Raw genomic sequence first — 22,495 nt, 5'->3', positions numbered from 1 at the left:
GATGCCCGCCTGATTTCAGGCTTCCTCCCACTCTTTCACACTACGGGAGTGCTTCGGTTTGCGACTATTGGCCGGTTTGCTGGAGGCGGTACGCCTTCTGGATGCTACTTCTTCCTTGCGCTGCTGATATTGCAATTCCTTCTGCATTTTCAGATAATTATTCAGTCTTTTTTCATCCAATGAACCGTCCTGTATGGCCTCTTTCACTGCACATCCAGCTTCCCGTGTATGACTGCAATCCAGAAATCTGCACGTGGCCGCAAGTTCTTCGATTTCTCCAAACGCATGTGACAGCCCATCATTGCCTTCATCCCAGAGATTAAGCTCACGCATTCCTGGAGTATCGATCAATACGGCTCCCTGTGGAAGCACAAACATCTGACGGTGTGTTGTCGTATGTCTCCCACGGCTATCCCCCTCGCGAACAGATTGTGTAATCTGCACATCCTCACCCATCATCCAGTTCACCAGCGTAGACTTGCCACTGCCAGAAGATCCTGTGAGCGCAACAGTCAGCCCAGGCAGCAGATAACGTTCCAGTAAGGATTTCCCTTGATCCTCCACAGCAGATATCGCAAGCACTTCAACACCGGGAGCAATCCCTTCTACACTTCGGATCTGTTCTTCCACATTGTTGCACAGATCACTTTTGCTCAAGACAATGACCGGCCTTACGCCACCATTCCAAGCCATCATCACGTATCTTTCGAGTCGTCTAAGGTTGAAATCATGATTAAGTGCAGCCACGATTAACAGTGTATCTACGTTTGCGGCGATTAATTGTTCCTTGGTCACTGGACCTGCCGCCTGTCTCGATACCCTGCTCCGACGTGGCACCAGATTGTGAATAATTGCTTCTTCACCTGCCTGACCTGTAATCGCCACCCAATCTCCAACCGCTGGTACCAGGCTGGTCTCCAGACTATCATGACGCATTCGGCCCGAAATTCTTCCCCAGCATTCGCCCTCTTCTGTAATCAAACGTTGCAGATGTCCATGGTCTGCGATAATTCTGGCTGGTTTTCTCTCCTGTTCTTCCAGCCCTGTCTCTTGCCACAGTTCCTGCCACTTTGCAGACCAGCCGTACTTCTCAATATGGTTATCTAAAATAAAAATTCCTCCCAAAATAAGTTGTTTACTTCGTTCAAGCCGAGTGAACAATCATCTCCGGTTCAGATCAAAACAAAAAACCACGAGCAGAAATACACCCGCGGCAATAAGTAGTTAGCTGAATTAAAGATCATCCCTTCTTGTAGATCTACCGGATAAAATACTTAACCCTCCGATATAAACCATTCAGGAACACCCTTTTATCAGCAAACAAAAAAGCCACGGGTGCGTCACCCGTGGCTTCATTTGAGCATGCGATACTTCACGTTACAATGGATACTGCTATCCAGCTAACGCAAAATTACATGCTTTGATCCGTTCCGGAGACGCTGTTCATATTCAAATTAACGTATACTGCATTTAAGTTTGTCATAAACAATCGCCTCCCTTGTAGAATTATCCATTATGTTACACACTGAGCTTAACAATTGTCAAGCCCAAACTTTTTTTTACCACCAGCTACTCTATTTAACCTGATCCCAGCGTGTCCACATTTCCTTCGGATTCAATTCATAGATCTCCTCTTCCCGATACATGAACTGATGCATGATAAACTCCCGCCGAATGGTTGCAAAATCTTCATGATACTGCTGTATAAATGTATTGATTTCTTTCTCCGTATACTTCCGACCGAATTCAAGCTGCTCCACCAGATGACCAAGTACGATCAGTTTTTTCTTGTATTGAGCCGGTATCTGACGTAATCGTCCATCTTTGGAGAAAAAATTTCTCATGACCGACGCTTTCAAGGTTTCATTCACTTCACTCATATCCGTAACCTCCTCTCGCTTAAAGATAAAATCAACCGAAGCCTGTGCATTCTCACGGATAAACGAAGGATTCAGTGTGAAATACACTGTATTTTTCTCCCGTCGCTCCTTAATCAGCGCCGCCTCTCTCAGCTTGGATGCATGATGTGTCACGGTTGGCTGTGACAGATTCAGCCGCTCGGCAAGTGCCTGTCCGTGCAGTTCACCCTGTGCCAGCAACAGTAGCATGCGAAGCCGGGTCGGGTCAGCCAACGCTTTATGATAAGCCACAATTTTCTCCAGCTGCATTATCGTTCATCTCGCTTCCATTTAGATAAATATCTAATTTGATATTAGTCTTTTCTTTTCTCCACGTCAACTCCTTTGAATTCAAGTAAACTTGTCTGAGTTAAACTCATGCTTGAACTGGCATTGGCTCGTTATTTACGGTAGGATTATATTGCTTGAAATAAGGAGGATTAAGAACATGGAAGATGTCATTATTATCGGCGGAGGCCCATGCGGTCTATCTGCTGCCATTGAATGTGAGCGGCTGGGACTGTCCGCTGTGATCGTTGAGAAATACAATATCGTTCAATCTATTTATCTGTATCCAACCCATATGCAGTTTTTCAGCACAGCCGAACTGCTTGAGATCGGAAATGTTCCGTTCAGCACACCTAATGATAAACCGTTTCGTTATGAAGCACTTGCCTATTATCGCAGGGTAGCCGAACATTTTGGTCTGCGTGTTCATAACTATGAGGAAGCCCGTGAAATTAAACGCAAGGATGATGGCACGTTTGAGGTACATACGCTCAATCGCCGCGGGGAGGCCATCGTACATGTTGGACGCAATGTCGTTGTAGCTACCGGTTATTTTGACCATCCTAACTATTTGGGCATCCCTGGAGAAGATAAAGATAAAGTAACCCACTACTTCCGGGAAGCCCACCCTTATACCCGTACACGTGTCGCTATTATTGGCGGAAGCAACTCCGCCGTGGATGCAGCCATGGAATTGGTGCGGGTCGGAGCACATATTGATATGGTTTATCGCGGCAGTGGTCTGTCCCAGCATATTAAACCATGGGTACGTCCGCTATTCGAGAGCATGGTGACAAAAGGTCGTATCACACTGCACTTGGAATCACGCGTAAATGAAATACTGGATGATTCGATTCGTCTGATACACACAGACGGTTCCACTCAGGAACTGGATAATGACTTCGTACTGGCAATGACCGGTTTTCGTCCGGATCGTCAACTACTCACGTCGGTAGGTGTGGAGATGTCTGATGATATGGATAAACCTCTATATGATGCACAAACGATGGAAAGCAGCGTCCCTGGTGTATATGTGGGCGGAGTCATCGCTTCGGGTCGTAATGCCAATGAAGTCTTTATTGAATCCGGACGCTGGCATGGAAGGTACATTGCGGAACATATCGTTAGCAAACAACGTGGACAGACTGAAGGGAAATGAAAACAATGGATATAACTTCCCTGCTGTTGCTCGTATTTGCGGCTCTCGGGATTATTAGCAGCAACACACCTGTGACCGTAGCGATGGTATTTCTGTTGTTGCTAAGAGTCCTGAACCTGAATCAGGCATTTCCATGGCTTGAAAAATACGGACTGACACTGGGCATTATCATTCTGACCATTGGTGTAATGGCACCTCTTGCCAGTGGCAAAATGAGTATGCAGATGATCGGTGAGTCTTTCCTGCACTGGAAATCACTGCTCGCCATTGGCGTAGGATTACTGGTGGCTTATCTCGGTGGACGCGGTGCTACGCTGATGGGCACACAACCAACTGTCGTTGCCGGGCTGTTAATCGGAACGGTGCTTGGGGTTGCCCTATTCAAGGGTGTACCTGTAGGACCATTGATTGCAGCAGGTATTTTATCATTGCTACTGGGCAAATCCTGATTCTAGTGGTGAGGGTCGTGTCCTGACATGCTCTGCAGATTGGCTGTATTTCCCACCGTTGTGTGATATACTTCTATTCAGGCAAATGATGTACACGAGTTCACTTTGCAACTATTAATGGCGCAGGAGGATTAAGGAACCATGTCACGTCAGTTTATTACAGAAGCCGTGATGGTGGCCATTTACGGTCAATTGCTAGCGCCGCCCGCGCCTGTTGAATATATTGTTCCTTATACCACCATCCTTGAGCTATATGAATTCCAGACCAGTCCTGATCCCATGATGGATAACCCGGCAGATGATCAACATGTGAAATCCAAAATCAATGAAATGATTTCTTATTTCGAGGAACCGCTGAATAAGAAAAAAATAGAACGTGCGTTACTTGTTCCATGGGCCAAAAGCCCCTCCATTCTATTCGGTGATCAAGTATCCATTGCCATTATCAATGCAATAGATACGGCACAGTACGGAGAGTATTTCGATCCCATCGAGACTGAACTGCTCCTCACATCTCAGCGCCTGAGTATCCCGATTCTCACCGATCAAGTCGAACTGATCGCACGTATTATTGAATCGGAATCACCTGTACAGGTATTTGATATTGATGATTTTGATTTTGCGATGGATGATGAATCACTGGATCAGGTGTAATTCATCACGGAGCACACGGAAATCCGAACACAAAAAATGACCTCAGTACCCATTTTATCGTGGGTGCCAAGGTCATTTTTTTGCGTCAGCACTTATTTTACTCCGCAATATCCCGCGCTAACAGAATTCGGCTAATCTCATTCAGAGGTGGTAACGACTCCAGAGCAAAAAACTTCAGACCCGCATCGCTATTTACACGCGACTCCACAAGGTCATCCTGAATGATCACTGTCCGGAACAGGGCAATGACGTAATACTCTTCATCCCCACTGGAGTGCAGATACCGAAGGTCTGGCCCCGAATAGAGACCTTCCAGTGTCATGGCATCAGCAGTCCAACCTGTCTCTTCCCATAACTCCCGATGTGCAGCATCTTCAATGGCCTCACCCGGGCGCATCTCACCTGCTGGCAACCGCCAGTGACCGCGCTCAGCATGCTGAATCAGCAGTAATTCACCTTGTTCGTTCTCAGCCCGCACAGCCGCCTTTACAACAATATGAGAGCGTTTCGCGATATACTGGGCCAAATCTCGTGCTGGCAGATTCACTGCTTATCCCCTCCTCCTACTCGGAAGCCGGTGGCGACCTTTAATCCATCTATTGCTTAGCAATACAAAATTCAAGAATTAGATTTCGGTATAACGATATTCGATATCCTGACCTTCATCAACGATATCGACATGCAGTTGGTGCCCTTTCAGATACCAATAATCATGATCTTCCATAAAGAATTGAATCCCCGACACTTCGGTCTGATCCGCAGGATGTCTTGGTTTCTCCACAGCAATGCCGAGCGAAAATCCAGGATGAAGACCTCCGCCAGAGCTATAACGGGCAAAAAATCGAATGCTGTCTCCCTCGTTCAAATTCAGTTCTTCCTTGTACCAGCGAGCAGCTTGATCGGATACATGTATGGTACTCATTTGGTGTCAGCTCCTTCTGTATATATATGTTCCATCATATCTCGACAGGGACTTGAATACAAACCCGGGAGAGCATATGAAGACAAATTAAGTTGTGAAAAATGTTTGACAGATTGTAAAAGCTGGTGTTAAGATGCAAACATACGAGGTCTACATTGTATTTATTTCCAAAAAAGAAAGGGTGATTACGGTGTTTAACAAACATATGATAGGTCAATTCAGCACACAATTAAATACCGGAGCACACCCGAAATCATTATTCCGTTCATAAGTCGGCATGACAAGGCGTTCTTTCATTAGAACCTCTGTGATGTTTACTCACAATCGAACTTATATATGGTGACGGCTCTGTTCTCGGAGCCATGCTGCCGTATGATTATATGAAGACATACCGCCTGCGTGCGGTATGTCTTTTTTTGTGGGTACATTTCGGCATACATGAACGGAATCTGCATTTCTCGGACATCGAAAGGAAGGGATAACACTTGTTCTCTGTACTTAAAAACCTGGCCTGGTTCTTCCGGCTGGAACGCAAACGATACCTAACCGGTGTCATCTTGCTTATTCTGGTGGGCATTGCCGAACTGCTGCCCCCTCGTCTTCTTGGCAATGCCATAGATGAGATTGTGCGCGGTTCCATTACCGGCACCTCACTTACCCGTTATATCTTGCTTATTCTGGGAACGGTCATCATTATCTATCTGGTTACATACGTTTGGATGCACAAACTGTTTGGAGGTGCCAATCTGGTGGAACGGCTGCTCCGTTCACGCTTTATGGATCACTTGTTACGGATGACTCCTCCTTTTTTTGAGAAAAACAGAACGGGAGATCTGATGGCTCGGGCCACCAATGATCTTCGTTCCATTGCCACTACAGCAGGCTTCGGCATGTTGACCTTAACAGACTCTACAGCCTTTCTGGCCACCGTATTGTTCGCCATGGGTTTCCTGGTTAGTTGGAAACTGACCTTGGCGGCAATCCTGCCTTTGCCTTTTATCGCCATTGCCATGATGATCTATGGTAAAGCTGTACATCAACGTTATACCCTCGCACAGGATGCATTCGGAGATATGAATGACCAAGTGCTGGAATCCATTGCAGGGATTCGTGTTGTGCGTGCCTATGTGCAGGAACGTCTGGACGAGAAACGGTTCGCCGACGTAACCGAAGATGTGTATCGCAAAAACCTGGCTGTTGCCAGAATGGATGCCCTGTTCGAACCGACGATCCGACTCTTCGTTGGACTCAGTTATGTGATTGCACTTGCCTACGGCATATATCTTGTATTTCATAATGAAATTACTTTGGGGGATCTCGTATCGTTCAATATGTACCTGGGTATGATGATCTGGCCCATGTTCGCCATCGGTGAGTTGATTAACCTGATGCAGCGCGGTAGCGCTTCCCTTGATCGGGTCAATGAGACTTTATCGGTAGAGCCCGCTGTACAGGATGTGGAGCAACCAACTCCTGTTACGAATCCGGAAGAAATTGCGATGCAGGACGTTACTTTCCGTTATCCCAGCTCCACAGTTGACAATCTCAGTCATATCAGCTTCTCGCTGCGACGGGGCCAAACATTGGGTGTGGTGGGTCGTACGGGTAGTGGTAAGTCTACTCTGCTCAAACAACTGCTTCATGAATACCCTGCCGGTTCGGGCACATTAAGCATCTCGGGTCATCCGATTCAGGAGATCGCCAAAGATGACTTGCACAGCTGGATCGGGTACGTACCACAGGAACAGGTTCTGTTCTCCAAATCCGTTCGTCAAAACATTCAATTCGGTAAACCTGGAGCCAGTGATGAAGTCATCATGGAGGCCATTCGTACCGCCGCTTTTGACGGGGATCTGGGAACCTTGTCCGATGGACTGGATACACTCGTTGGTGAAAAAGGAATCTCGTTGTCCGGTGGACAGAAACAGCGGGTATCGCTGGCGCGTGCCTTTATTGCTAATCCTGACATTCTGATCCTCGATGATGCCTTGTCTGCTGTCGATGCACGTACCGAAGCCAAAATCATTGAAAATATTCGCAACAAACGCTCGGGTAAAACCACGCTGATCTCGACTCATCGCCTGTCTGCTATTGAACATGCTGACCGAATCATCGTTCTGGAGCACGGAAAAATTACGGAAGAAGGCACTCACCAGGAATTGTTAGCCATGAACGGCTGGTACCGTGAACAGTATGAACGGCAACAGGTCGAGTCCAATCTGTCCACGTAGGAGGTCAACTCATTGAAGTCTAATACAGGCAAAAGGCTGCTTGATTACGCCTTGAAAGCCAAAGGAACATTTATCGCCGCATTAATTATGCTTACCATTGGTGTTGCGGCCGAGCTTGCCGGGCCGTTCATCGCCAAATCCATGATCGACAATCACTTGCTCGCGATTGAGCAACCGTTCTATGAGACAACAGCTTCAGATGAAGCCGCAGTCTACAACGGTAAGAACTATAAACGCGAAGGCTTGTTCGAACCGGATGAAAAAAAAGGTTCCGAAGTGCGGGTATTACAAGCCGGCAAGAGTTTTTATTTTGTAAACGAACCGGTCAATGCACCTGACGGGGACCGCACATATGCGGATGGAACCCTCACGGTTACACGCGCAGGTGAAGTGACGGGCCAATATGCGGCAGCACCCCTGTCCGCTGGTGAACTGTTTGCTTTTTACAAACCGGAGATGCCCAGCATCTATCAATTAATTGTGTATTACATGATCTTCCTCGTGATTTCGGTCATTATGGAGTTTGGTAAAACCTTCTGGCTGCAGTCCTCGGCCAACAAGGTCATTCAACGACTGCGTAACGATGTCTATGCCCACATCCAGCGACTGCCGGTGCACTTTTTTGATAACCTGCCCGCAGGTAAGGTTGTATCCCGGGTCACGAACGATACAGAGGCAGTCAAGGATCTGTTTGTTGCCGTTCTCTCGAACTTTTTCTCAGGGATCATCACGATTACAGGTGTGTATGTTGCACTCTTCCTGCTTGATGTTCGTCTGGGTCTGATCTCATTATTCGTGGTGCCGATGCTCATTACATGGATTGTGCTCTATCGTAAATTCGCCACTCGCTACAACACGATCATTCGGTCACGACTGAGTGAGATCAATGCAATCATTAACGAGTCCATTCAGGGGATGTCCATTATCCGCGTATTCCGCCATCAGAAACAAACCAAACAGGAATTCGAGGATCTGAATGATGACTATATGAAACACCAGAACAAAATGCTCAACCTGAATGCCTTCACCTCACACAACCTGGTTAACGTATTACGGAATATCGCCTTTGCGGTGGTCCTGTGGTACTTCGGTTCCAGCGTGTTGGATGGCACAAGTATTATCTCCCTGGGTGTTCTGTATGCCTTTGTTGATGTCCTGGGCCGCTTGTTCCAGCCAATTACCGGCATGGTGAATCAGCTCGCCAACCTGGACTCCTCCCTCGTATCCGCTGGTCGCGTCTTTGAGCTGATGGATGAAAAGGGAGAAGCCGTAACCGATGGCTCCATGCCAAGATACAAGGGGAATGTTGTCTTCGACGATGTATCCTTTGCCTATAAAAAGGACTTCGTGCTTAACAATATCTCGTTCAAAGCATCACAAGGTCAGACGGTGGCTCTGGTCGGCCACACCGGTTCGGGTAAAAGCTCAATCATCAACCTGCTGTTCCGGTTCTATGATCCGCAAAAGGGCAAGATCACGATCGATGGTCAGAACGTCAAGGATCTGCCTAAACAGTGGATTCGAGAGCATATGGGGATTGTACTTCAGGATCCGTATCTGTTCACAGGCACCATTGCTTCCAACGTCAGTCTCGGCGATGAGAAGATCTCCCGTGAACGAATTGAACAGGCGCTGCGTGATGTAGGCGCTGAGCGTATACTGGCTCATTTGCCTCAAGGCTTTGACGAACCTGTCATCGAAAAAGGAAGCACATTGTCTGCTGGACAGCGTCAATTGATCTCCTTTGCTCGCGCACTGGCGTTTGATCCGGCTATCCTCATTCTGGATGAAGCGACTGCCAATATTGATACGGAAACAGAAGCACTCATTCAGAACGCACTCGAAGTCCTCAAAAAAGGACGTACCACCTTCATCATTGCTCACCGTCTCTCCACCATTCGTTCGGCAGATCAGATTCTGGTTCTGCATCGCGGGCGTGTCGTTGAGCAAGGTGCACATGATGAACTGATGGAGCTTAAAGGCCGCTATTATAAGATGTATCAACTTCAGCAAGGTGCGCAAGCAGCAGCGGTCGCAACTGCGGAGAATCCGTCAGGTAATTCCGTTCCAACCTCAACCTCCTTTGCCGGAGGCAATGCATAACAGAGTAAAACAGAAAGCTCTTTAAGTAACCAATCAAAAATGATGTACTCGACGGCAACACAAAAACCGATCTACACAGCTACCTCAGGGTTTGCGGTGTAGATCGTTTTTTTGTATTTTCATCAGGACCAATGTTCCGTTACTGTTTATTTCGTCCAGACAAAAAAAAACAATCCGCATACACCTCACGGTTGCTGCGAATTGTCTATCCATCCTTTGAGCGTATATCCCATGTACATCACGGTCTCCCTTGCGAGAAAAGGAAACTTGCTGCGCCAGGTTCGATAAGCCGTTGTTCGTGTCGGAGAGGGTACGGCATCCATATCCAGACCGGCAGCCAGCTTCATGGCCCGTTTCATATGTAACGGATCACTCACAATCGTATAGGTTTGATAACCGACCTGTTCACCAATTGGAATTGAATTGACCAGATTCTCCTCGGTAATTCTGGATGTGGTCTCTATGCGAATGTCCGCAGGATCTACTCCATGTGCGATAGCATATTTCTGACCCACTTCAGCTTCCGTATGTTCTCCATCACCACTTGATCCACCTGTGAAAAGCAAATTGCGAACTGTACCTTGACGGTATAATTCAATCCCGTGTTCGATACGTTCACGAAATACAGGTGAAGGGTTATCCCCTACCACAGCTGCACCCAGAATGATTGCTGCATCCGATATCCTGGATGAATCCTCATCCGTATATGCCGATATACGTATTGCCGTAACCACAGTCCAAAGGATTCCAATCAATACTACAGCCAGAACCATAATTAATATCCAGCGTTTCGTTATCCGTTTGCTTGTCATTCATCCTCTTCCAAAGCCCTTGCTTGCATACTCTCGGTATGTATACGCTCCAGTGTTTGCAGGGCTGCCGCGGATTCGGCATCCAGACCAAGCTCTGCAATCCAGGCACCCGTATATTGCTGAAGACGGATCTCCAACTCCTGTGCGCGGTCTTTGAAATCCTCCAATTCCTTAATCATGCGTGAACGTCCTTCCGGACTGAATGTCTCATGAATGCGTTCCTTGAAATAATGATGTACGATACGGTTACGTTGCTGCCATAATTCATTCAATTGGCGAGTCTCTTCCTCAGAGAATGTAAAATGATGGCGCACTTCGTGAATGAGCTGCCCCAGTGAACTACTCATTTTTCGTTCGTACAGATCTTCCAGATCTTCTTCAGACACAGCCTTGCCCTGAGACATTTTCATTAATAAAATCAGATTGACCAGCTGCTGTTCAAGCGCCTGCCCGTAGTAAACTGCCAATCCGTAATAGGCAAACAATTCCCTGGAGTGTTCGCTGTCCAGCATGTCACCATTCTGGATATCTGTATTTTGCATTGCGAGCGCCTCCTTCAACCGTACAATGGTATCCATTCCATGTCCCTCTATCCTAACCAAACCAAGAGCAACATTCAAGTTATCAGGAAGCGCGTCTTCTAACCCCGCAGATCTCTTCTACCGGACAGCCACACATGGATAATCAGTAACCCCATTGCGTAGAGCACCGTCCAAAGCATAACCGAAACAAACGAGTCCATCTTTGATCCATCAAATAACATCATCTCACGAACCAGATAAAAGGCTGGTGGAAGAATACGCCCAAGCCAATCTAACGATTCAGGCAAACGTTCACTTAAGGAACCTTGGATAAATGATAGTAATAATACAATAATGAGGGCAGGCATACTGCGACTAAGCATGGGAATGTACGATTTTTGAAAGAATACACTGATGCCCAATCCCAGCAGCGATAATCCCAGATGTCCTAACCAGGTCATCATCCATTCCTCACCTGTCGGTTGTCTTTCGAACATTCCAGCGAACACGGGATACAGTACAGTGATTGCGGTGAGCATGAATTGCATTGTCCAGGCACAGATGAGTTGACTTATTACAACCTTACGCCTGCTCCCTGCATGAAGGACGAGTAATTGAACCTGCTTCGCAGGTTCGGTATTCATCACCATGACTCCATGCCAAGCTGCTGCCAGAAATAACAACATAGCCGTGACACTGTAACTGTCCGCAATTGGGTTGGGTTTGTAGGAATAGATCAGCAGCATGGTGATGACATACAAGATAACGGGTGCAAAATATTTCTGTGAGCGAATGTGATGCCTTAACAAATATCCGGTCAGATAGATCATTCGGCTTCTCCCCCCGCATCATCCATGGAAGAGCTTAAGTCCACAGATTCTGTGACACCTCCAAGACTCGCATGTGCAGCTGGATGTTGTCCTTCCAGCAGACTTTCCATATGTAATTGACTTTCTTCCTGTTGTACAGACACAACCGAACCTTCAGATGCCAGGATCATTCTTAGGACATCATCTGTTGATTGTTGAACCACTTTCCAATCCCATACCCAAGATTTTGCGTTCCCCAAGCTCGTATTACGAACTAAAGACAGTACTCCCGGTTGTTGTACACTGGATGGATCGTTAGCCAGATCCTCACCAGCTTTCGTCAGACTTTGAATACGTACAACTGGTTCACCGGTTTGTAGTATATCCTCACGACTCCAGTAGCGGAGCACACAGCCTTTTTTCAACACAATCACCTGGTCTGCCAAACGTTCAATAAGCAAAGGTTCATGACAAGCTGTAACGATGGATGTCCCTTCATCCTTCCATTGCCCCAATAAGGATACAACTGCCTCCTGAGCTGGAATATCCAAACCGGATAACGGTTCATCCAGCAACAAAAGACCACCCGGTCCAGGTAACAGGGCCTGAATCAAATTCACTTTTTGCAGTGTGCCCTTTGACAATAGAGATAACTTCTGATCGATCGCGGTATCCAGATATAAAAGTTCACTAAGTTCTCTAATCCGCTCACGCAGTATTTCGGGGCGAATGCCCCGAATCCGCCCCATGTCCCACAAGTACTCTCTTGAGGTGAAAGGTACACGCGGCAGGCCATCTACTGCATACTTCTCAGAATCCTTCAATGTACGCTGAATCGATCCTGTATCAGGTAACAAAATACCCGCCAGTATACGTAACAATGTACTTTTGCCTGAGCCGTTTCGGCCAACAAACACAGCACATTCTCCTTGCTTCACTTCCAGATTAATTTGATTCAATACCTGAGTATTACCTAATCGTTTGCTCACTTGTTGAAGCAATATACCTCCATCTGATGAGTCTGGTACAGCTTGATCAGAATTGTTGGAAAGTCCACGTTTACTCCATATCACTGGGATCACATCCGTTCCGGAGCTTGCACACCAAGCAAATAAAGACTGTATGCAAGGCGTTCGGCAGTCCGTTCGGCCAAGGCCACCCGGAAAGATCTTACATCAGATGGCGCATCCGCAATCCGTTCAGCGTGATAGAAGCGGTTGAACGCTTGAGCGACATCTATCGTATATTTGGCAATGACCGAAGGCTCATTCCGATGAATTGCTTTTTCCAGATACTCGGGATAATCACCAAGCAGTTTCAGCAATGACCACGCGGTATCTCCGATCAAGAATGAAGTGCTCACTGTTTCATTCTCACCATCTGCAAGGCTGGGGTTGGTCAGATGGGTTTCATTTTCCACGCGGATTGCCTCTTCTGCCTTGGCAAGCACACTTTGAATCCGGGCATGGGTATATTGCACATAAGGTCCGGTCTCTCCTTCAAAACTCACCGCATCTTCCAGTGAGAAGTCCACATCATTTAACCGATTATTACGCAGATCACCGAAGATAATGGCACCTACCCCTACAGCCTCGGCTACCTTCTGAGGGTTCTCCAGATTCGGGTTTTTCTCCTGAATAATCTGCAAGGCACGAGCGACTGCCTCATCCAACACCTCCTGCAAGAAGACGACTTTACCGCGGCGTGTGGACATTTTCCGTCCCTCAAAACGCATCAATCCAAACGGGATATGTTCACACTTCGCAGACCATTCATGCCCCATGCGGGATAGGACCGCAAATACCTGCCGGAAATGTAACTTCTGCTCGCCTCCGACCACGTATAACAACCGATCTGCCTTCATCACCTCATGACGATAAACCGCTGTAGCCAAATCCCGTGTGGGATAAATTGTCGTTCCGTCTTTTTTGATAATCAGGCACGGGGGCATGTTCTCGTCCTCCAGACGTACCACGAGTGCTCCATCACTCTCTTCAAGCAAACCTTTCGCCTGGAGTTCTTCAACCACCGCACCCATCTTGTCATTGTAAAAGCTTTCTCCCAGCGTATGGTCGAACTGTACATTCAGACGTTCATACATCCGATTGAATTCCTGCATGCTCACTTCCACAAAGAACGCCCATAACCGCTGTGCTTCTTCATCCCCTTGCTCCAGCTTGCGGAACCAGTCCCGTGCCTCAATCTCCAGAGAAGGATCGCTCTCCGCCTCATCGTGAAAGCGCACATACAGTTCCAGAGACGTACGGATCGGGTCTGCCTGCAAAGCTTCATCATTGCCCCACCGTTTGTACGCTGCGATCTGCTTGCCAAACTGGGTGCCCCAGTCTCCCAGATGATTCACACTTACAGAGGTATAACCCGCTTCGTTATACAACCGATACAGTGCTGCACCGATTACAGTAGAACGCAAATGTCCAATTCCGAAGGGTTTTGCGATGTTAGGGGAAGACATATCAATCACAACACGCGAACCTTGACCAAGCTGAAGCTTACCAAATGCAGCATTCCCCAGTTCCTTTAACAGATTGGGCGCGATCTTCTCCCGATTGAAACGGATATTTACATATGGCCCGGCGGGAGTCGCTTCAATTCCAGAGGCCTGCAATCCAGTTGCGAGTTCAGTCGCAATGACTGCCGGTGCTTTTTTTAATGGCTTCGCCAATGCAAAACAAGGGAATGCTGCATCCCCCATCTCCGCCTGAGGTGGAATTTCGAGTAATCTTAGAACCTCTTCTTCATTCAATCCCGTTAAAGGGGCAATATCGGCCGCAGCCTGCTTCATCAACATATTGAACACTCCTTATCCATTCATTATTGGCTGAAAATAAACACAAAAAAGCTCTCGTCTCTACATAAGAGACGAGAGCTGACTTAACAGTTCCCGCGGTACCACTCTAGGTGAACAGTTGCACTTCATATGCATCAACATGCATAACCGTAGAACCTGTTCCGCTCGATGCGTATAACGGTCGCAAGCCGGGTTACCCTCAGACAGATATGGTACATCCACGATCAGGATGCATTACATCTTTTCGGATAACCATCTCACGGGTGCGGTTCACTCAGGTCATGTCATACCGGCTTCCACCTCTCCCGGCTCGCTGTCATGTATGGATCTGGCTACTCTCCCGATCATTGATATTCTTCGTTTCAATTCATTGCCATCATTATACATACCACGATCAGACTTGGCAACCTGCATTAAAAATCCCCTACTGAAAGACAGCACATAGGCACATCGTCTCAGATGCCTGTGTTTACTGCCTTCCCTTAGGGGACAACGGTCATTATCGGTTTTATTATATTCAAAGGAGTGATATTTACGCTACTGCTGCCATCAACCGGCAAGCTTCTGCACATCTGCGGCAAGCCTCTGCACATGCTTGGCAGTGATCGTGCTGGTGTTTGCCACACTCTGCGGCACAAGCTTCACAAGCTTTCACACACAATTCGCATATTTCGGCAATGAAATCACTTCCACGTGTCATCGCTTGTGCAGCAAAGCTGCAGATCTCCGCACATTCCCGATTCAATCGAATGCAATCACGCAGCATCGCCAGATCATATTCTTTCAGACTCGATATGTAACATACGTTGCAAGCATTCATGCACTCCAGGCAAGCATCGATACATTGTTGATATTGTTGTTGTGTCATTTAAAGTTACCTCCCAGGCAAAGTTTGCTATGCTTCTTAATACCCAGTACGGAGGAACATTGAATCATCTAACCAACTTTATCGCTTCCAATTCCAGTAATTGGTCACGAATGACAGTTTGATCAAAATGTTCACCTATAAACACTGCAACATTAGGGACATCTCCCTGAGGTGTAATCTTCATATAGTCCGATTCACGGTAGGCATACTGGAACCAGAAACGGCTCGCCGTATCACTAAATGATAAAATGCCTTTTGCCCGATACACATCCCGTGGCAATGCAGATACAAATTGTTCAAATGCTTCGCTGTTCACCGGATGACTGAAATAATGCGTATATACCATGACATGTTCGTGTGATGCATGAGGAGCGGAATGCTCGTGACCGTGGTCATGGACGTGGCTATGGGATGTGTCAGTATCCGTAGCATCGCCTTGGACTGTGTGATGTTCATGTCCATGACTGCAGCCATGTGTATCACAGGTTTCCGTATGCACATGATGCTCTTGTTGAGCATGTTTACCTACTTCAGAAGCTGAATCACGCACGTGTACGTCAGCCCCGCTACGAAGCAACAGATCCATATCCACCTCACATTTGACCGTAGGAATTACAGGTGCGAAGCCATTCCATTTTGCCAAAAGCTGTTCCAGATCCTTCAGTTCCTGTGAGCTTACACGATCCGTTTTGTTCAAGAGAAGAACAGATGCACAGCGAATCTGCTCCTGCATCAGTTTAAAGGTCTGCCCCTTCTGCTCCTGATACAGTCCAGACAGATGTGCTGCATCCACAACGGTAATGAGACTTTTCAGTTCCAGTCGCATGTAGAGTGAGGTCTCCGTGACCGCATCCAGTATCTCCATTGGATTCGCCGCACCGGTTGCTTCAATGATGATCACATCAGGTGATTCCTCTTGAACAAGATCAGCAAGTTGCAATCCCAAGTCACCACGTACGGTACAGCAGATGCACCCACCTAACATCTCTGTCATGGGAACGGTGGAATCCACAATCTGACCATCCAGATTAACTTCGCCTAACTCATTCATAACCACTGCGGGACGCAAACCCTGCTGTTGCCAATGTTCAATCAACTGAACAAGCAGTGTTGTTTTGCCACTTCCCAAAAAACCTGACAGTATATATACAGGTATGGATTGTTCTTTTAAAATCGTTTCATTCATGTGTATGCACCTCTCTGATTGTCCTTCTTGTAACCTGATCTATCTATATCTAGCGAGTGTACACCATCCCGCATTCGTTGTGCAATAATGTTCAACTCTTCAGCAGTACATTGCCTGATGTTAACAGATGGTCTATGCTATGGAGGACATGTGGATTGAAGGAGGAAGTTTCATGACTAATTCAGTGGAACAACATCGCCAGGAAGCTCCGAACACGGTATCGTGCATGATTGTTACAGTGTCTGACACGCGAACTAAAGACACTGATACCAGTGGCCAGCTCATGCATCATCTTCTGAGTGAAGCGGGTTACCAGATTGTTGAATACATCATTACACCTGATGAAACAGAGAACATTCGAAGCATCCTGCAAGATGCAGCCGTTCGTGATGATATTGAAGCTGTGCTGCTTAGCGGTGGAACAGGAATTGCACCCCGAGATACAACTTACGAAGCAGTATCCTCACTACTCGACAAGGAACTTCCGGGTTTTGGTGAGATCTTCCGTTTTCTCAGTTACACTGAAGATATCGGTTCCGCTGCGATCCTGAGCAGAGCTGTCGCTGGAACGATTGGACGCACAGCCGTATTCTCCATGCCAGGCTCCAAAGGAGCTGTCAAATTGGCCATGGAAAAACTCATCTTGCCCGAGCTGCGGCATGTGATGCGTGAAATATATAAACCCGTCTGAAAGATCAGACGGGTTTTTGGGTTTATTTTCAGCTGTAAAGTACGAAGGGGATCTCGCTGTACTTACCTTAGTTGCCCAGCACATGTTGGAACACCTGCAACACATCCTGTTCATACTTGTCCTTTTCCCCACCCGAAGCTGTATAAACAAGTGAGACGTATCCTTTGCTTCGAATCGTTGTCCGGCCAAGCGCATTCTCCAAGACAGCCTCATCACGATTCTCACTATACATTTGTCTCATGCTGGCAGCCCGGGTTGCTGCATCACTGAAAATATGGACTTTTACGATGTGCCTGCCACTTCCATTTAACAAGTACATATAAGAGATCCCACCATGGCCATCATCTTCAAACATATTATTCATCAGCTGAATGCCTTTGGCTTCAAAACTCTTACTGATCTCACTCACCAATTCACCGTTTAATCCGTGTCCCTGACTCTGTGCTCGCATATTTCCTTCATCTGTCGCTTCGCGGGTGTAAACCTTCCGCTCCTGCTCAATGGATGATGCCGAACAAGCCACCAGGGACCAGACACTCGTGATCAGCACTCCACTTACAAGTACCGACTTCATTGTTCTTCGAACTATATTTCGCCCTTTTCTACCAAACCACATGCCAATCCTTCCTTTCCAGCCACGTATACTGTGACCCATTCAGGTAGAATTAGCATGTCTAAGGACATAGAATCTTATGCGGATGGCAGATCTGATATTGTATTGACCACAGTCCGACCTACTGCACCACCTTGGAGTATCGTCTCCAGCGTATGAGGCAACTGATCCAAGGAAATTTCCCGGATTCCCAGTTCCAGCGCGCGCTCCGGTTTCCATTCTCCGCCAAGCAGTTCCCACAGCCGTTCCCGACGTTCCATTGGGCAAAATACAGAGTCTATACCAATAAGCTGGATACCACGCAAAATAAACGGGAGTACCGTAGATTCAAAAGCTGTGCCGCCTGTTAACCCGGATACCGCTAACGCACCTCCGTATTGAATCTGTTTCAATCGCTCCGCGAGAGCTGGTCCTCCTGTTGGATCAACAACGCCCGCCCATAGCTGTTTCCCCATGGCTCCTTTGGCTGGAGCATCAGCTTCTTCACGAGTAATCACCTCTGAGGCACCCAAGTTTCGGAGCAATGACTCCTCCTGATCCTTCTTGCCTGTGCTGGCTGTTACTTCAAAGCCAAGTTTCGCCAGAATCGCAACTGCCATACTTCCAACGCCACCCGTTGCACCCGTGACCAGAACCTTGCCCATCTCCGGTGTAACTCCAGCTTGTAGAAGCGCATCTACCGAAAGTGCAGCCGTGAATCCTGCGGTTCCAATCGCCATAGCTTCCTTCTCACTGAGACCCGGTGGCAGCGGCACCAGCCATTCACTGCGCAGACGCGCATACTCGCTGTACCCTCCGTAATGAGATACACCCGGTTCGAACCCTGTACTGATCACCCGATCTCCTGGTGCAAAACGTCCACTTACCGACTCCTCTACCGTTCCGGCCAGATCAATTCCCGGTACCATCGGGTATTCACGAACGACACCACCCTTTTCAAGAGTCGCGAGTCCGTCTTTATAATTGACACTGGAATACTGCACCTGTACCGTTACATCTCCGTTTGGCAGATCTTCCTTCTTCAGTTGCTCTATAGCAGCTTTCACTCCGCCCTGTTCTTCTTTACGGACAACATATGCGTTAAATTGATTTTTCATTGATAGCCACTTCCTCTTCCGATTTTGTATATTTTTCCATTAAACACATGAATTGTTCGCATTCAGGCTTAACCTAATGATCAAGCTCTGTCTCTCCTGAGCGTCAACAGATAGATTAGCGGACCCACGATAGGGATAATTCCTGCCGCGGCCCAAGCTGGTGAACGTCTACTGCCTTTGGCATCCCTGTATATCGCAATCATGGAAAGCAAGGTCAACAGTACAAAATCAATGGTCATGATATGTACAAAGGAAGATTGCCTGAACGCGTCCATATATACATCCGGATCCCCCTGCGTCACAGCATAGAATGCTGCCCCCAGCGCCAACAGCAGAAGGACTACATGCGTCAACTTGTGGGCAGCTACCCGTCCAATTCCCGAGTCCCGGTGACGACCAAAATGCAAGCTTGCGTAGCCCGAAGAACCATATGCGGATGATGACCATGCATAGTAGGGAAGCAGCGCAAAAGCACCTAATCCAAAAGAAAGCAAGACAAAAGGCCAAGCCGGTACACGTCCACCTCGTTCTTTCACAGATGTTCTTAACAGCATACAAGCATACACGGCCGGGAAAATACCTAACCACGAAAACACAGTAAGTAACCAAGGCTCTTGGCTTTGCATTGTGATCAGTTCTTTGAATATCGGATCACTTCCTGGTGACTGTCCCGGTGCCAACAACAATGCATAGGCAATAAAAGCGATCCAGACCAGTCCTAGTATCCATCTCATGTCTGCACCTCCTCTTACTTTCATCCCCTACAGCTGCGGGATTGAATCAATAGATGCAGAATTTGGCGTCTCCTGCGCTTTCCCGAGAAATAATTACTGCGTTGCCCCTTTATACACGTGTTCAAAAAGTGTGTTCTCCAGAATAACTTCTTATATTGCGCATGACCATTTTCAGTATAGCCTGCTACCTTGGCAGTCTGTCCATGAGATTTCTTACATACGGGTCCATGTCATCGGATCATATAAAAAATGTCTATCGACATACTTTCTGAAGACAGACCGCGTTTAGCTGAAATTTTGCTTGCGATCATCGAATCGTTCAAGCTTCGCTAAACACGTATACATTCCATGATCATCAAAAAGGCATAAGCCAGTATTCTTACCTGGTTATGCCTCATTGTCATTCTTGAGTTTAGATCATTCCTCTGTGGATTTCACATGTTCCGCAATGAGCTTCTGCTTCATATTCCATGCTGCAGGGCTGATGTTCACACGGTAGATCTCCGGGTTGAGCTTCCGCTGGTATTCAGGCCAGAAGAGATTCATCTGTTCCCGGTGGTACGCCCGAATCTCATCCAAATTAGGCAGCTCATATACTTTGCGTCCATTCACAAAGATCGGCTCCAGCATATTGACCGCTTCGTAGCGGGTAACGGTTTTTTTCAGGTAAGGGTGTAGCGGGTTGAACAGCTTGAGCGGTCCGCCCTGTAGCGGCTGCTCTTCATCTGGATAGCAGATATAATCTGCTATCGCTTTGCCATGTTTCGGATCAATGATCCGGAACACTTCCTTTTTACCTGGCGTGGACACCTTTTCAGGATTGGCAGAAATTTTGATCGTAGGCAGCATGGCACCGTCCACTTCACGCTCCACCAATTTGTACACTCCACCCAAAGATGGCTGGTCAGACGCGGTAATCAACTGTGTACCAACACCCCATGTATCAATCCGTGCTCCTTGTGCCTTCAGGTTGAAAATCGTATTTTCATCCAGATCATTGGATGCAACAATTTTCACATAATCCAGGCCAGCCTCATCCAACATCTGACGTGCCTGAATCGACAAGTACGCAAGGTCACCACTGTCGAGACGAATGGCATTCATCTTTTTACCCTGGCTCTCCAACTTCTTGGCTGTCTTGATGGCATGAGGTACTCCACTGTTCAAGGTGTCAAAGGTATCGACCAGCAGCGTAACCTGATCAGGCAACACTTTGGCATACACGTCAAACGCCTCCTGCTCGCTCATAAAGCTCTGTACCCAGGAATGGGCATGTGTACCTGCTGTTGGGATTCCGAAGCGTTCTCCGGCCAGCATATTAGACGTTGCATGAAAACCTGCCACATACGAAGCACGTGCGCCCCAGATGGCAGCATCCGCTTCCTGTGCACGCCGTGTGCCGAATTCGAGCAACGTATCCTGCTGCGCTACCTGTTTGATCCGCGAAGCCTTGGTTGCAATCAACGTCTGATAATTCATGAAGTTAAGTATCGCCGTCTCCACCAATTGAGTCTCCATAATGGAGCCTTCTACCCGAATGAGCGGTTCGTCAGGGAAAACAATTGCACCCTCCTTCATGGAATGAATCGTCCCCTGAAATGAAAACTGGAGCAACTCTTCCAGAAAGACCGGATCGTAATTTTCCTCTTGTTTGGATAAAAATTTGATGTCGTCCATCGTGAACCGAAGCTGGCTGATATAGTTCACAATGCGTTCCAATCCGGCAAATACCGCATATCCGTTGCCAAAAGGAAGCTTACGGAAATAGGCTTCAAATACCGCCTTCCGCTTATGAGTACCATTCACCCAATGGGCGTACATCATATTGATCTGATATTTATCCGTATGTAAAGCCAGGCTAGTTGTCTGCATTTGTCTCATCCTCTCTGACTTCCGCTCGTGTCCCCAGATTTGATCTGTAAACACGGGTTAACATAAGGAGACTTATTCATGATTCTGTTCATCCGTATTAAACAAACAAGTCTCCCGTAAAAAACTCTATACACCATTCACCACATTCATCCGGTTCCTAACATGAGGTCAACCAAACATGACTATGGAGTAAATTAAGCCAAGACTGTCTCGCTCGCCTTAACCACCGAAGCACCAAGGCTGGAACGAAAATGTCCAAGTGCCCACTCATGCCCTGCCGGATTAAAGCTGGCAACGGCATCTTCATATACCGTAATATGAAAACCTTTATTGTAAGCATCCACTGCGGTATGCAATATGCAAATATCCGTACATACCCCAATCAGTGCAATATCCGTAATACCACGTGCACGCAGTCTGAGTTCCAGGTCGGTCCCACAGAATGCACTATATCTCGTCTTATCCATCCATTGTATATCTGTTTTCCGTTCTTCCATCACTTGGGCAAGACGACCATATAACTGTCTTCCCTCCGTATTTCTGATGTTATGAGGTGGGAAAAGTACAGTTTCCGGGTGATACGGATCATTTTCTTCGTGCAGATCCACAGCCATGATTACCTCATGTTTGTTCTTACAATAGGCCTCGGTTACAGCTGCAATCGTCTCTTCAATCTCTACTGCCGGCTGACCTACTGGCAAAGAACCTGTCACAAAATCCTTCGTAAAATCAATGACAATCAGTGCTTTCATCGTCAACACTCCCTTAGCCCAGAAATG

The 22,495-nt window shown here is 47.2% G+C and carries 23 protein-coding genes; 6 read left to right on the top strand and 17 right to left on the bottom strand.

What is annotated here, in order from left to right:
• Positions 1-15: 15 nt before the first annotated feature.
• Both rsgA and ABTV53_RS10960 read right to left on the bottom strand, forming a co-directional pair.
• Complete coding sequence (rsgA, locus tag ABTV53_RS10965) at positions 16-1,125, bottom strand: ribosome small subunit-dependent GTPase A (protein WP_433754147.1); 1,110 nt, start codon at positions 1,123-1,125, stop codon at positions 16-18.
• A 449-nt stretch (positions 1,126-1,574) separates the two neighbouring features.
• On the bottom strand, positions 1,575-2,168 hold the full coding sequence (locus tag ABTV53_RS10960; RefSeq protein ID WP_433752884.1) for a metalloregulator ArsR/SmtB family transcription factor: 594 nt from the start codon (positions 2,166-2,168) through the stop codon (positions 1,575-1,577).
• A gap of 178 nt (positions 2,169-2,346) precedes the next feature.
• Here ABTV53_RS10960 and ABTV53_RS10955 point away from each other — a divergent pair, with 178 nt between their 5' ends.
• From ABTV53_RS10955 to ABTV53_RS10945, 3 genes are all read left to right on the top strand, one after another.
• Positions 2,347-3,345, top strand: coding sequence for a YpdA family putative bacillithiol disulfide reductase (locus ABTV53_RS10955; protein ID WP_433752882.1), 999 nt, complete (start codon positions 2,347-2,349; stop codon positions 3,343-3,345).
• Between the two features lie 5 nt (positions 3,346-3,350).
• Positions 3,351-3,794: a DUF441 domain-containing protein gene (locus tag ABTV53_RS10950; RefSeq protein WP_433752880.1), complete on the top strand. Its 444-nt coding sequence runs from the start codon at positions 3,351-3,353 to the stop codon at positions 3,792-3,794.
• Positions 3,795-3,935: 141 nt separating this feature from the next.
• The gene (locus ABTV53_RS10945) at positions 3,936-4,448 is read left to right on the top strand and encodes an ADP-heptose synthase (protein WP_339302938.1); all 513 of its coding nucleotides are present in this window, start codon (positions 3,936-3,938) and stop codon (positions 4,446-4,448) included.
• Positions 4,449-4,545: 97 nt separating this feature from the next.
• Here ABTV53_RS10945 and ABTV53_RS10940 read toward each other — a convergent pair whose 3' ends face one another.
• Both ABTV53_RS10940 and ABTV53_RS10935 read right to left on the bottom strand, forming a co-directional pair.
• Positions 4,546-4,995 carry an NUDIX domain-containing protein gene (locus ABTV53_RS10940; RefSeq protein WP_433752878.1) on the bottom strand — a complete coding sequence of 150 codons (450 nt, stop codon included), beginning with the start codon at positions 4,993-4,995 and terminating at the stop codon, positions 4,546-4,548.
• Positions 4,996-5,073: 78 nt separating this feature from the next.
• A complete protein-coding gene (locus ABTV53_RS10935; RefSeq protein WP_017689086.1) occupies positions 5,074-5,370 on the bottom strand; it encodes a HesB/YadR/YfhF family protein in 297 nt (98 codons plus the stop codon).
• A 485-nt stretch (positions 5,371-5,855) separates the two neighbouring features.
• Here ABTV53_RS10935 and ABTV53_RS10930 point away from each other — a divergent pair, with 485 nt between their 5' ends.
• Both ABTV53_RS10930 and ABTV53_RS10925 read left to right on the top strand, forming a co-directional pair.
• On the top strand, positions 5,856-7,601 hold the full coding sequence (locus tag ABTV53_RS10930) for an ABC transporter ATP-binding protein (protein ID WP_433752875.1): 1,746 nt from the start codon (positions 5,856-5,858) through the stop codon (positions 7,599-7,601).
• A 12-nt stretch (positions 7,602-7,613) separates the two neighbouring features.
• Positions 7,614-9,704: an ABC transporter ATP-binding protein gene (locus ABTV53_RS10925; RefSeq protein ID WP_433752873.1), complete on the top strand. Its 2,091-nt coding sequence runs from the start codon at positions 7,614-7,616 to the stop codon at positions 9,702-9,704.
• Between the two features lie 185 nt (positions 9,705-9,889).
• On the opposite strand, the gene ABTV53_RS10920 is transcribed toward ABTV53_RS10925, so the two are convergent.
• From ABTV53_RS10920 to ABTV53_RS10885, 8 genes are all read right to left on the bottom strand, one after another.
• A complete protein-coding gene (locus tag ABTV53_RS10920; RefSeq protein ID WP_433752871.1) occupies positions 9,890-10,516 on the bottom strand; it encodes a YdcF family protein in 627 nt (208 codons plus the stop codon).
• The gene (locus tag ABTV53_RS10915) at positions 10,513-11,094 is read right to left on the bottom strand and encodes a hypothetical protein (protein WP_433752869.1); all 582 of its coding nucleotides are present in this window, start codon (positions 11,092-11,094) and stop codon (positions 10,513-10,515) included. The genes ABTV53_RS10920 and ABTV53_RS10915 overlap by 4 nt, the downstream gene beginning before the upstream one ends.
• A gap of 62 nt (positions 11,095-11,156) precedes the next feature.
• Positions 11,157-11,867 carry a hypothetical protein gene (locus ABTV53_RS10910; protein WP_433752868.1) on the bottom strand — a complete coding sequence of 237 codons (711 nt, stop codon included), beginning with the start codon at positions 11,865-11,867 and terminating at the stop codon, positions 11,157-11,159.
• Complete coding sequence (locus ABTV53_RS10905) at positions 11,864-12,919, bottom strand: ATP-binding cassette domain-containing protein (protein WP_433752866.1); 1,056 nt, start codon at positions 12,917-12,919, stop codon at positions 11,864-11,866. The genes ABTV53_RS10910 and ABTV53_RS10905 overlap by 4 nt, the downstream gene beginning before the upstream one ends.
• Before the next feature lie 5 nt (positions 12,920-12,924).
• Positions 12,925-14,655, bottom strand: coding sequence for an arginine--tRNA ligase (gene argS, locus ABTV53_RS10900; RefSeq protein ID WP_433752864.1), 1,731 nt, complete (start codon positions 14,653-14,655; stop codon positions 12,925-12,927).
• Between the two features lie 279 nt (positions 14,656-14,934).
• Complete coding sequence (locus ABTV53_RS10895) at positions 14,935-15,069, bottom strand: hypothetical protein (protein ID WP_256704105.1); 135 nt, start codon at positions 15,067-15,069, stop codon at positions 14,935-14,937.
• Positions 15,070-15,187: 118 nt separating this feature from the next.
• Entirely contained in the window at positions 15,188-15,523 is a 336-nt protein-coding gene (locus tag ABTV53_RS10890; RefSeq protein WP_062833864.1) for a four-helix bundle copper-binding protein, read from the bottom strand.
• Positions 15,524-15,587: 64 nt separating this feature from the next.
• A complete protein-coding gene (locus tag ABTV53_RS10885; RefSeq protein WP_433752861.1) occupies positions 15,588-16,709 on the bottom strand; it encodes a CobW family GTP-binding protein in 1,122 nt (373 codons plus the stop codon).
• Positions 16,710-16,881: 172 nt separating this feature from the next.
• On the opposite strand from ABTV53_RS10885, the gene ABTV53_RS10880 reads away from it, so the two are divergent.
• Positions 16,882-17,400, top strand: a complete 519-nt coding sequence (locus ABTV53_RS10880) for a MogA/MoaB family molybdenum cofactor biosynthesis protein (RefSeq protein ID WP_433752859.1) — start codon at positions 16,882-16,884, stop codon at positions 17,398-17,400.
• 67 nt (positions 17,401-17,467) lie between these two features.
• Here the strand turns inward: ABTV53_RS10880 and ABTV53_RS10875 are convergent, their stop codons facing one another.
• The 5 genes from ABTV53_RS10875 to ABTV53_RS10855 all read right to left on the bottom strand — a co-directional run bounded on the left by ABTV53_RS10875 (position 17,468) and on the right by ABTV53_RS10855 (position 22,468).
• Positions 17,468-18,016: a hypothetical protein gene (locus ABTV53_RS10875; RefSeq protein WP_433752858.1), complete on the bottom strand. Its 549-nt coding sequence runs from the start codon at positions 18,014-18,016 to the stop codon at positions 17,468-17,470.
• A gap of 74 nt (positions 18,017-18,090) precedes the next feature.
• Positions 18,091-19,110 carry an acrylyl-CoA reductase family protein gene (locus ABTV53_RS10870; protein ID WP_433752857.1) on the bottom strand — a complete coding sequence of 340 codons (1,020 nt, stop codon included), beginning with the start codon at positions 19,108-19,110 and terminating at the stop codon, positions 18,091-18,093.
• Between the two features lie 80 nt (positions 19,111-19,190).
• On the bottom strand, positions 19,191-19,844 hold the full coding sequence (locus ABTV53_RS10865) for a hypothetical protein (protein WP_433752855.1): 654 nt from the start codon (positions 19,842-19,844) through the stop codon (positions 19,191-19,193).
• A gap of 417 nt (positions 19,845-20,261) precedes the next feature.
• Positions 20,262-21,716, bottom strand: a complete 1,455-nt coding sequence (locus ABTV53_RS10860) for a nicotinate phosphoribosyltransferase (RefSeq protein ID WP_091017227.1) — start codon at positions 21,714-21,716, stop codon at positions 20,262-20,264.
• Positions 21,717-21,910: 194 nt separating this feature from the next.
• Positions 21,911-22,468 (bottom strand): cysteine hydrolase family protein, encoded by a 558-nt coding sequence (locus ABTV53_RS10855; protein WP_036609245.1) that lies wholly within the window; start codon positions 22,466-22,468, stop codon positions 21,911-21,913.
• Between the last annotated feature and the right edge of the window lie 27 nt (positions 22,469-22,495).

It is taken from the genome of Paenibacillus amylolyticus, assembly GCF_050990605.1.
GTDB classification, from domain to species: Bacteria; Bacillota; Bacilli; order Paenibacillales; family Paenibacillaceae; genus Paenibacillus; species Paenibacillus amylolyticus_H.
The sequence above is the reverse complement of the archived record's forward strand: the minus strand, read 5'-3'. Positions and strand labels throughout refer to the sequence as shown.

Bases quoted from the DNA above. Each gene is read 5' to 3' on its own strand.
- ABTV53_RS10915 (WP_433752869.1), bottom strand. From the start codon at position 11,094: ATGGATACCATTGTACGGTTGAAGGAGGCGCTCGCAATGCAAAATACA.
- ABTV53_RS10935 (WP_017689086.1), bottom strand. From the start codon at position 5,370: ATGAGTACCATACATGTATCCGATCAAGCTGCTCGCTGGTACAAGGAA.
- ABTV53_RS10880 (WP_433752859.1), top strand. From the start codon at position 16,882: ATGACTAATTCAGTGGAACAACATCGCCAGGAAGCTCCGAACACGGTA.
- ABTV53_RS10865 (WP_433752855.1), bottom strand. From the start codon at position 19,844: ATGAGATGGATACTAGGACTGGTCTGGATCGCTTTTATTGCCTATGCA.
- ABTV53_RS10920 (WP_433752871.1), bottom strand. From the start codon at position 10,516: ATGACAAGCAAACGGATAACGAAACGCTGGATATTAATTATGGTTCTG.
- ABTV53_RS10950 (WP_433752880.1), top strand. From the start codon at position 3,351: ATGGATATAACTTCCCTGCTGTTGCTCGTATTTGCGGCTCTCGGGATT.
- ABTV53_RS10895 (WP_256704105.1), bottom strand. From the start codon at position 15,069: ATGCAGGTTGCCAAGTCTGATCGTGGTATGTATAATGATGGCAATGAA.
- ABTV53_RS10890 (WP_062833864.1), bottom strand. From the start codon at position 15,523: ATGACACAACAACAATATCAACAATGTATCGATGCTTGCCTGGAGTGC.
- ABTV53_RS10955 (WP_433752882.1), top strand. From the start codon at position 2,347: ATGGAAGATGTCATTATTATCGGCGGAGGCCCATGCGGTCTATCTGCT.
- ABTV53_RS10870 (WP_433752857.1), bottom strand. From the start codon at position 19,110: ATGAAAAATCAATTTAACGCATATGTTGTCCGTAAAGAAGAACAGGGC.
- argS (WP_433752864.1), bottom strand. From the start codon at position 14,655: ATGTTGATGAAGCAGGCTGCGGCCGATATTGCCCCTTTAACGGGATTG.
- ABTV53_RS10875 (WP_433752858.1), bottom strand. From the start codon at position 18,016: ATGTGGTTTGGTAGAAAAGGGCGAAATATAGTTCGAAGAACAATGAAG.
- ABTV53_RS10855 (WP_036609245.1), bottom strand. From the start codon at position 22,468: ATGAAAGCACTGATTGTCATTGATTTTACGAAGGATTTTGTGACAGGT.
- ABTV53_RS10860 (WP_091017227.1), bottom strand. From the start codon at position 21,716: ATGCAGACAACTAGCCTGGCTTTACATACGGATAAATATCAGATCAAT.
- ABTV53_RS10910 (WP_433752868.1), bottom strand. From the start codon at position 11,867: ATGATCTATCTGACCGGATATTTGTTAAGGCATCACATTCGCTCACAG.
- ABTV53_RS10885 (WP_433752861.1), bottom strand. From the start codon at position 16,709: ATGAATGAAACGATTTTAAAAGAACAATCCATACCTGTATATATACTG.
- ABTV53_RS10945 (WP_339302938.1), top strand. From the start codon at position 3,936: ATGTCACGTCAGTTTATTACAGAAGCCGTGATGGTGGCCATTTACGGT.
- ABTV53_RS10960 (WP_433752884.1), bottom strand. From the start codon at position 2,168: ATGCAGCTGGAGAAAATTGTGGCTTATCATAAAGCGTTGGCTGACCCG.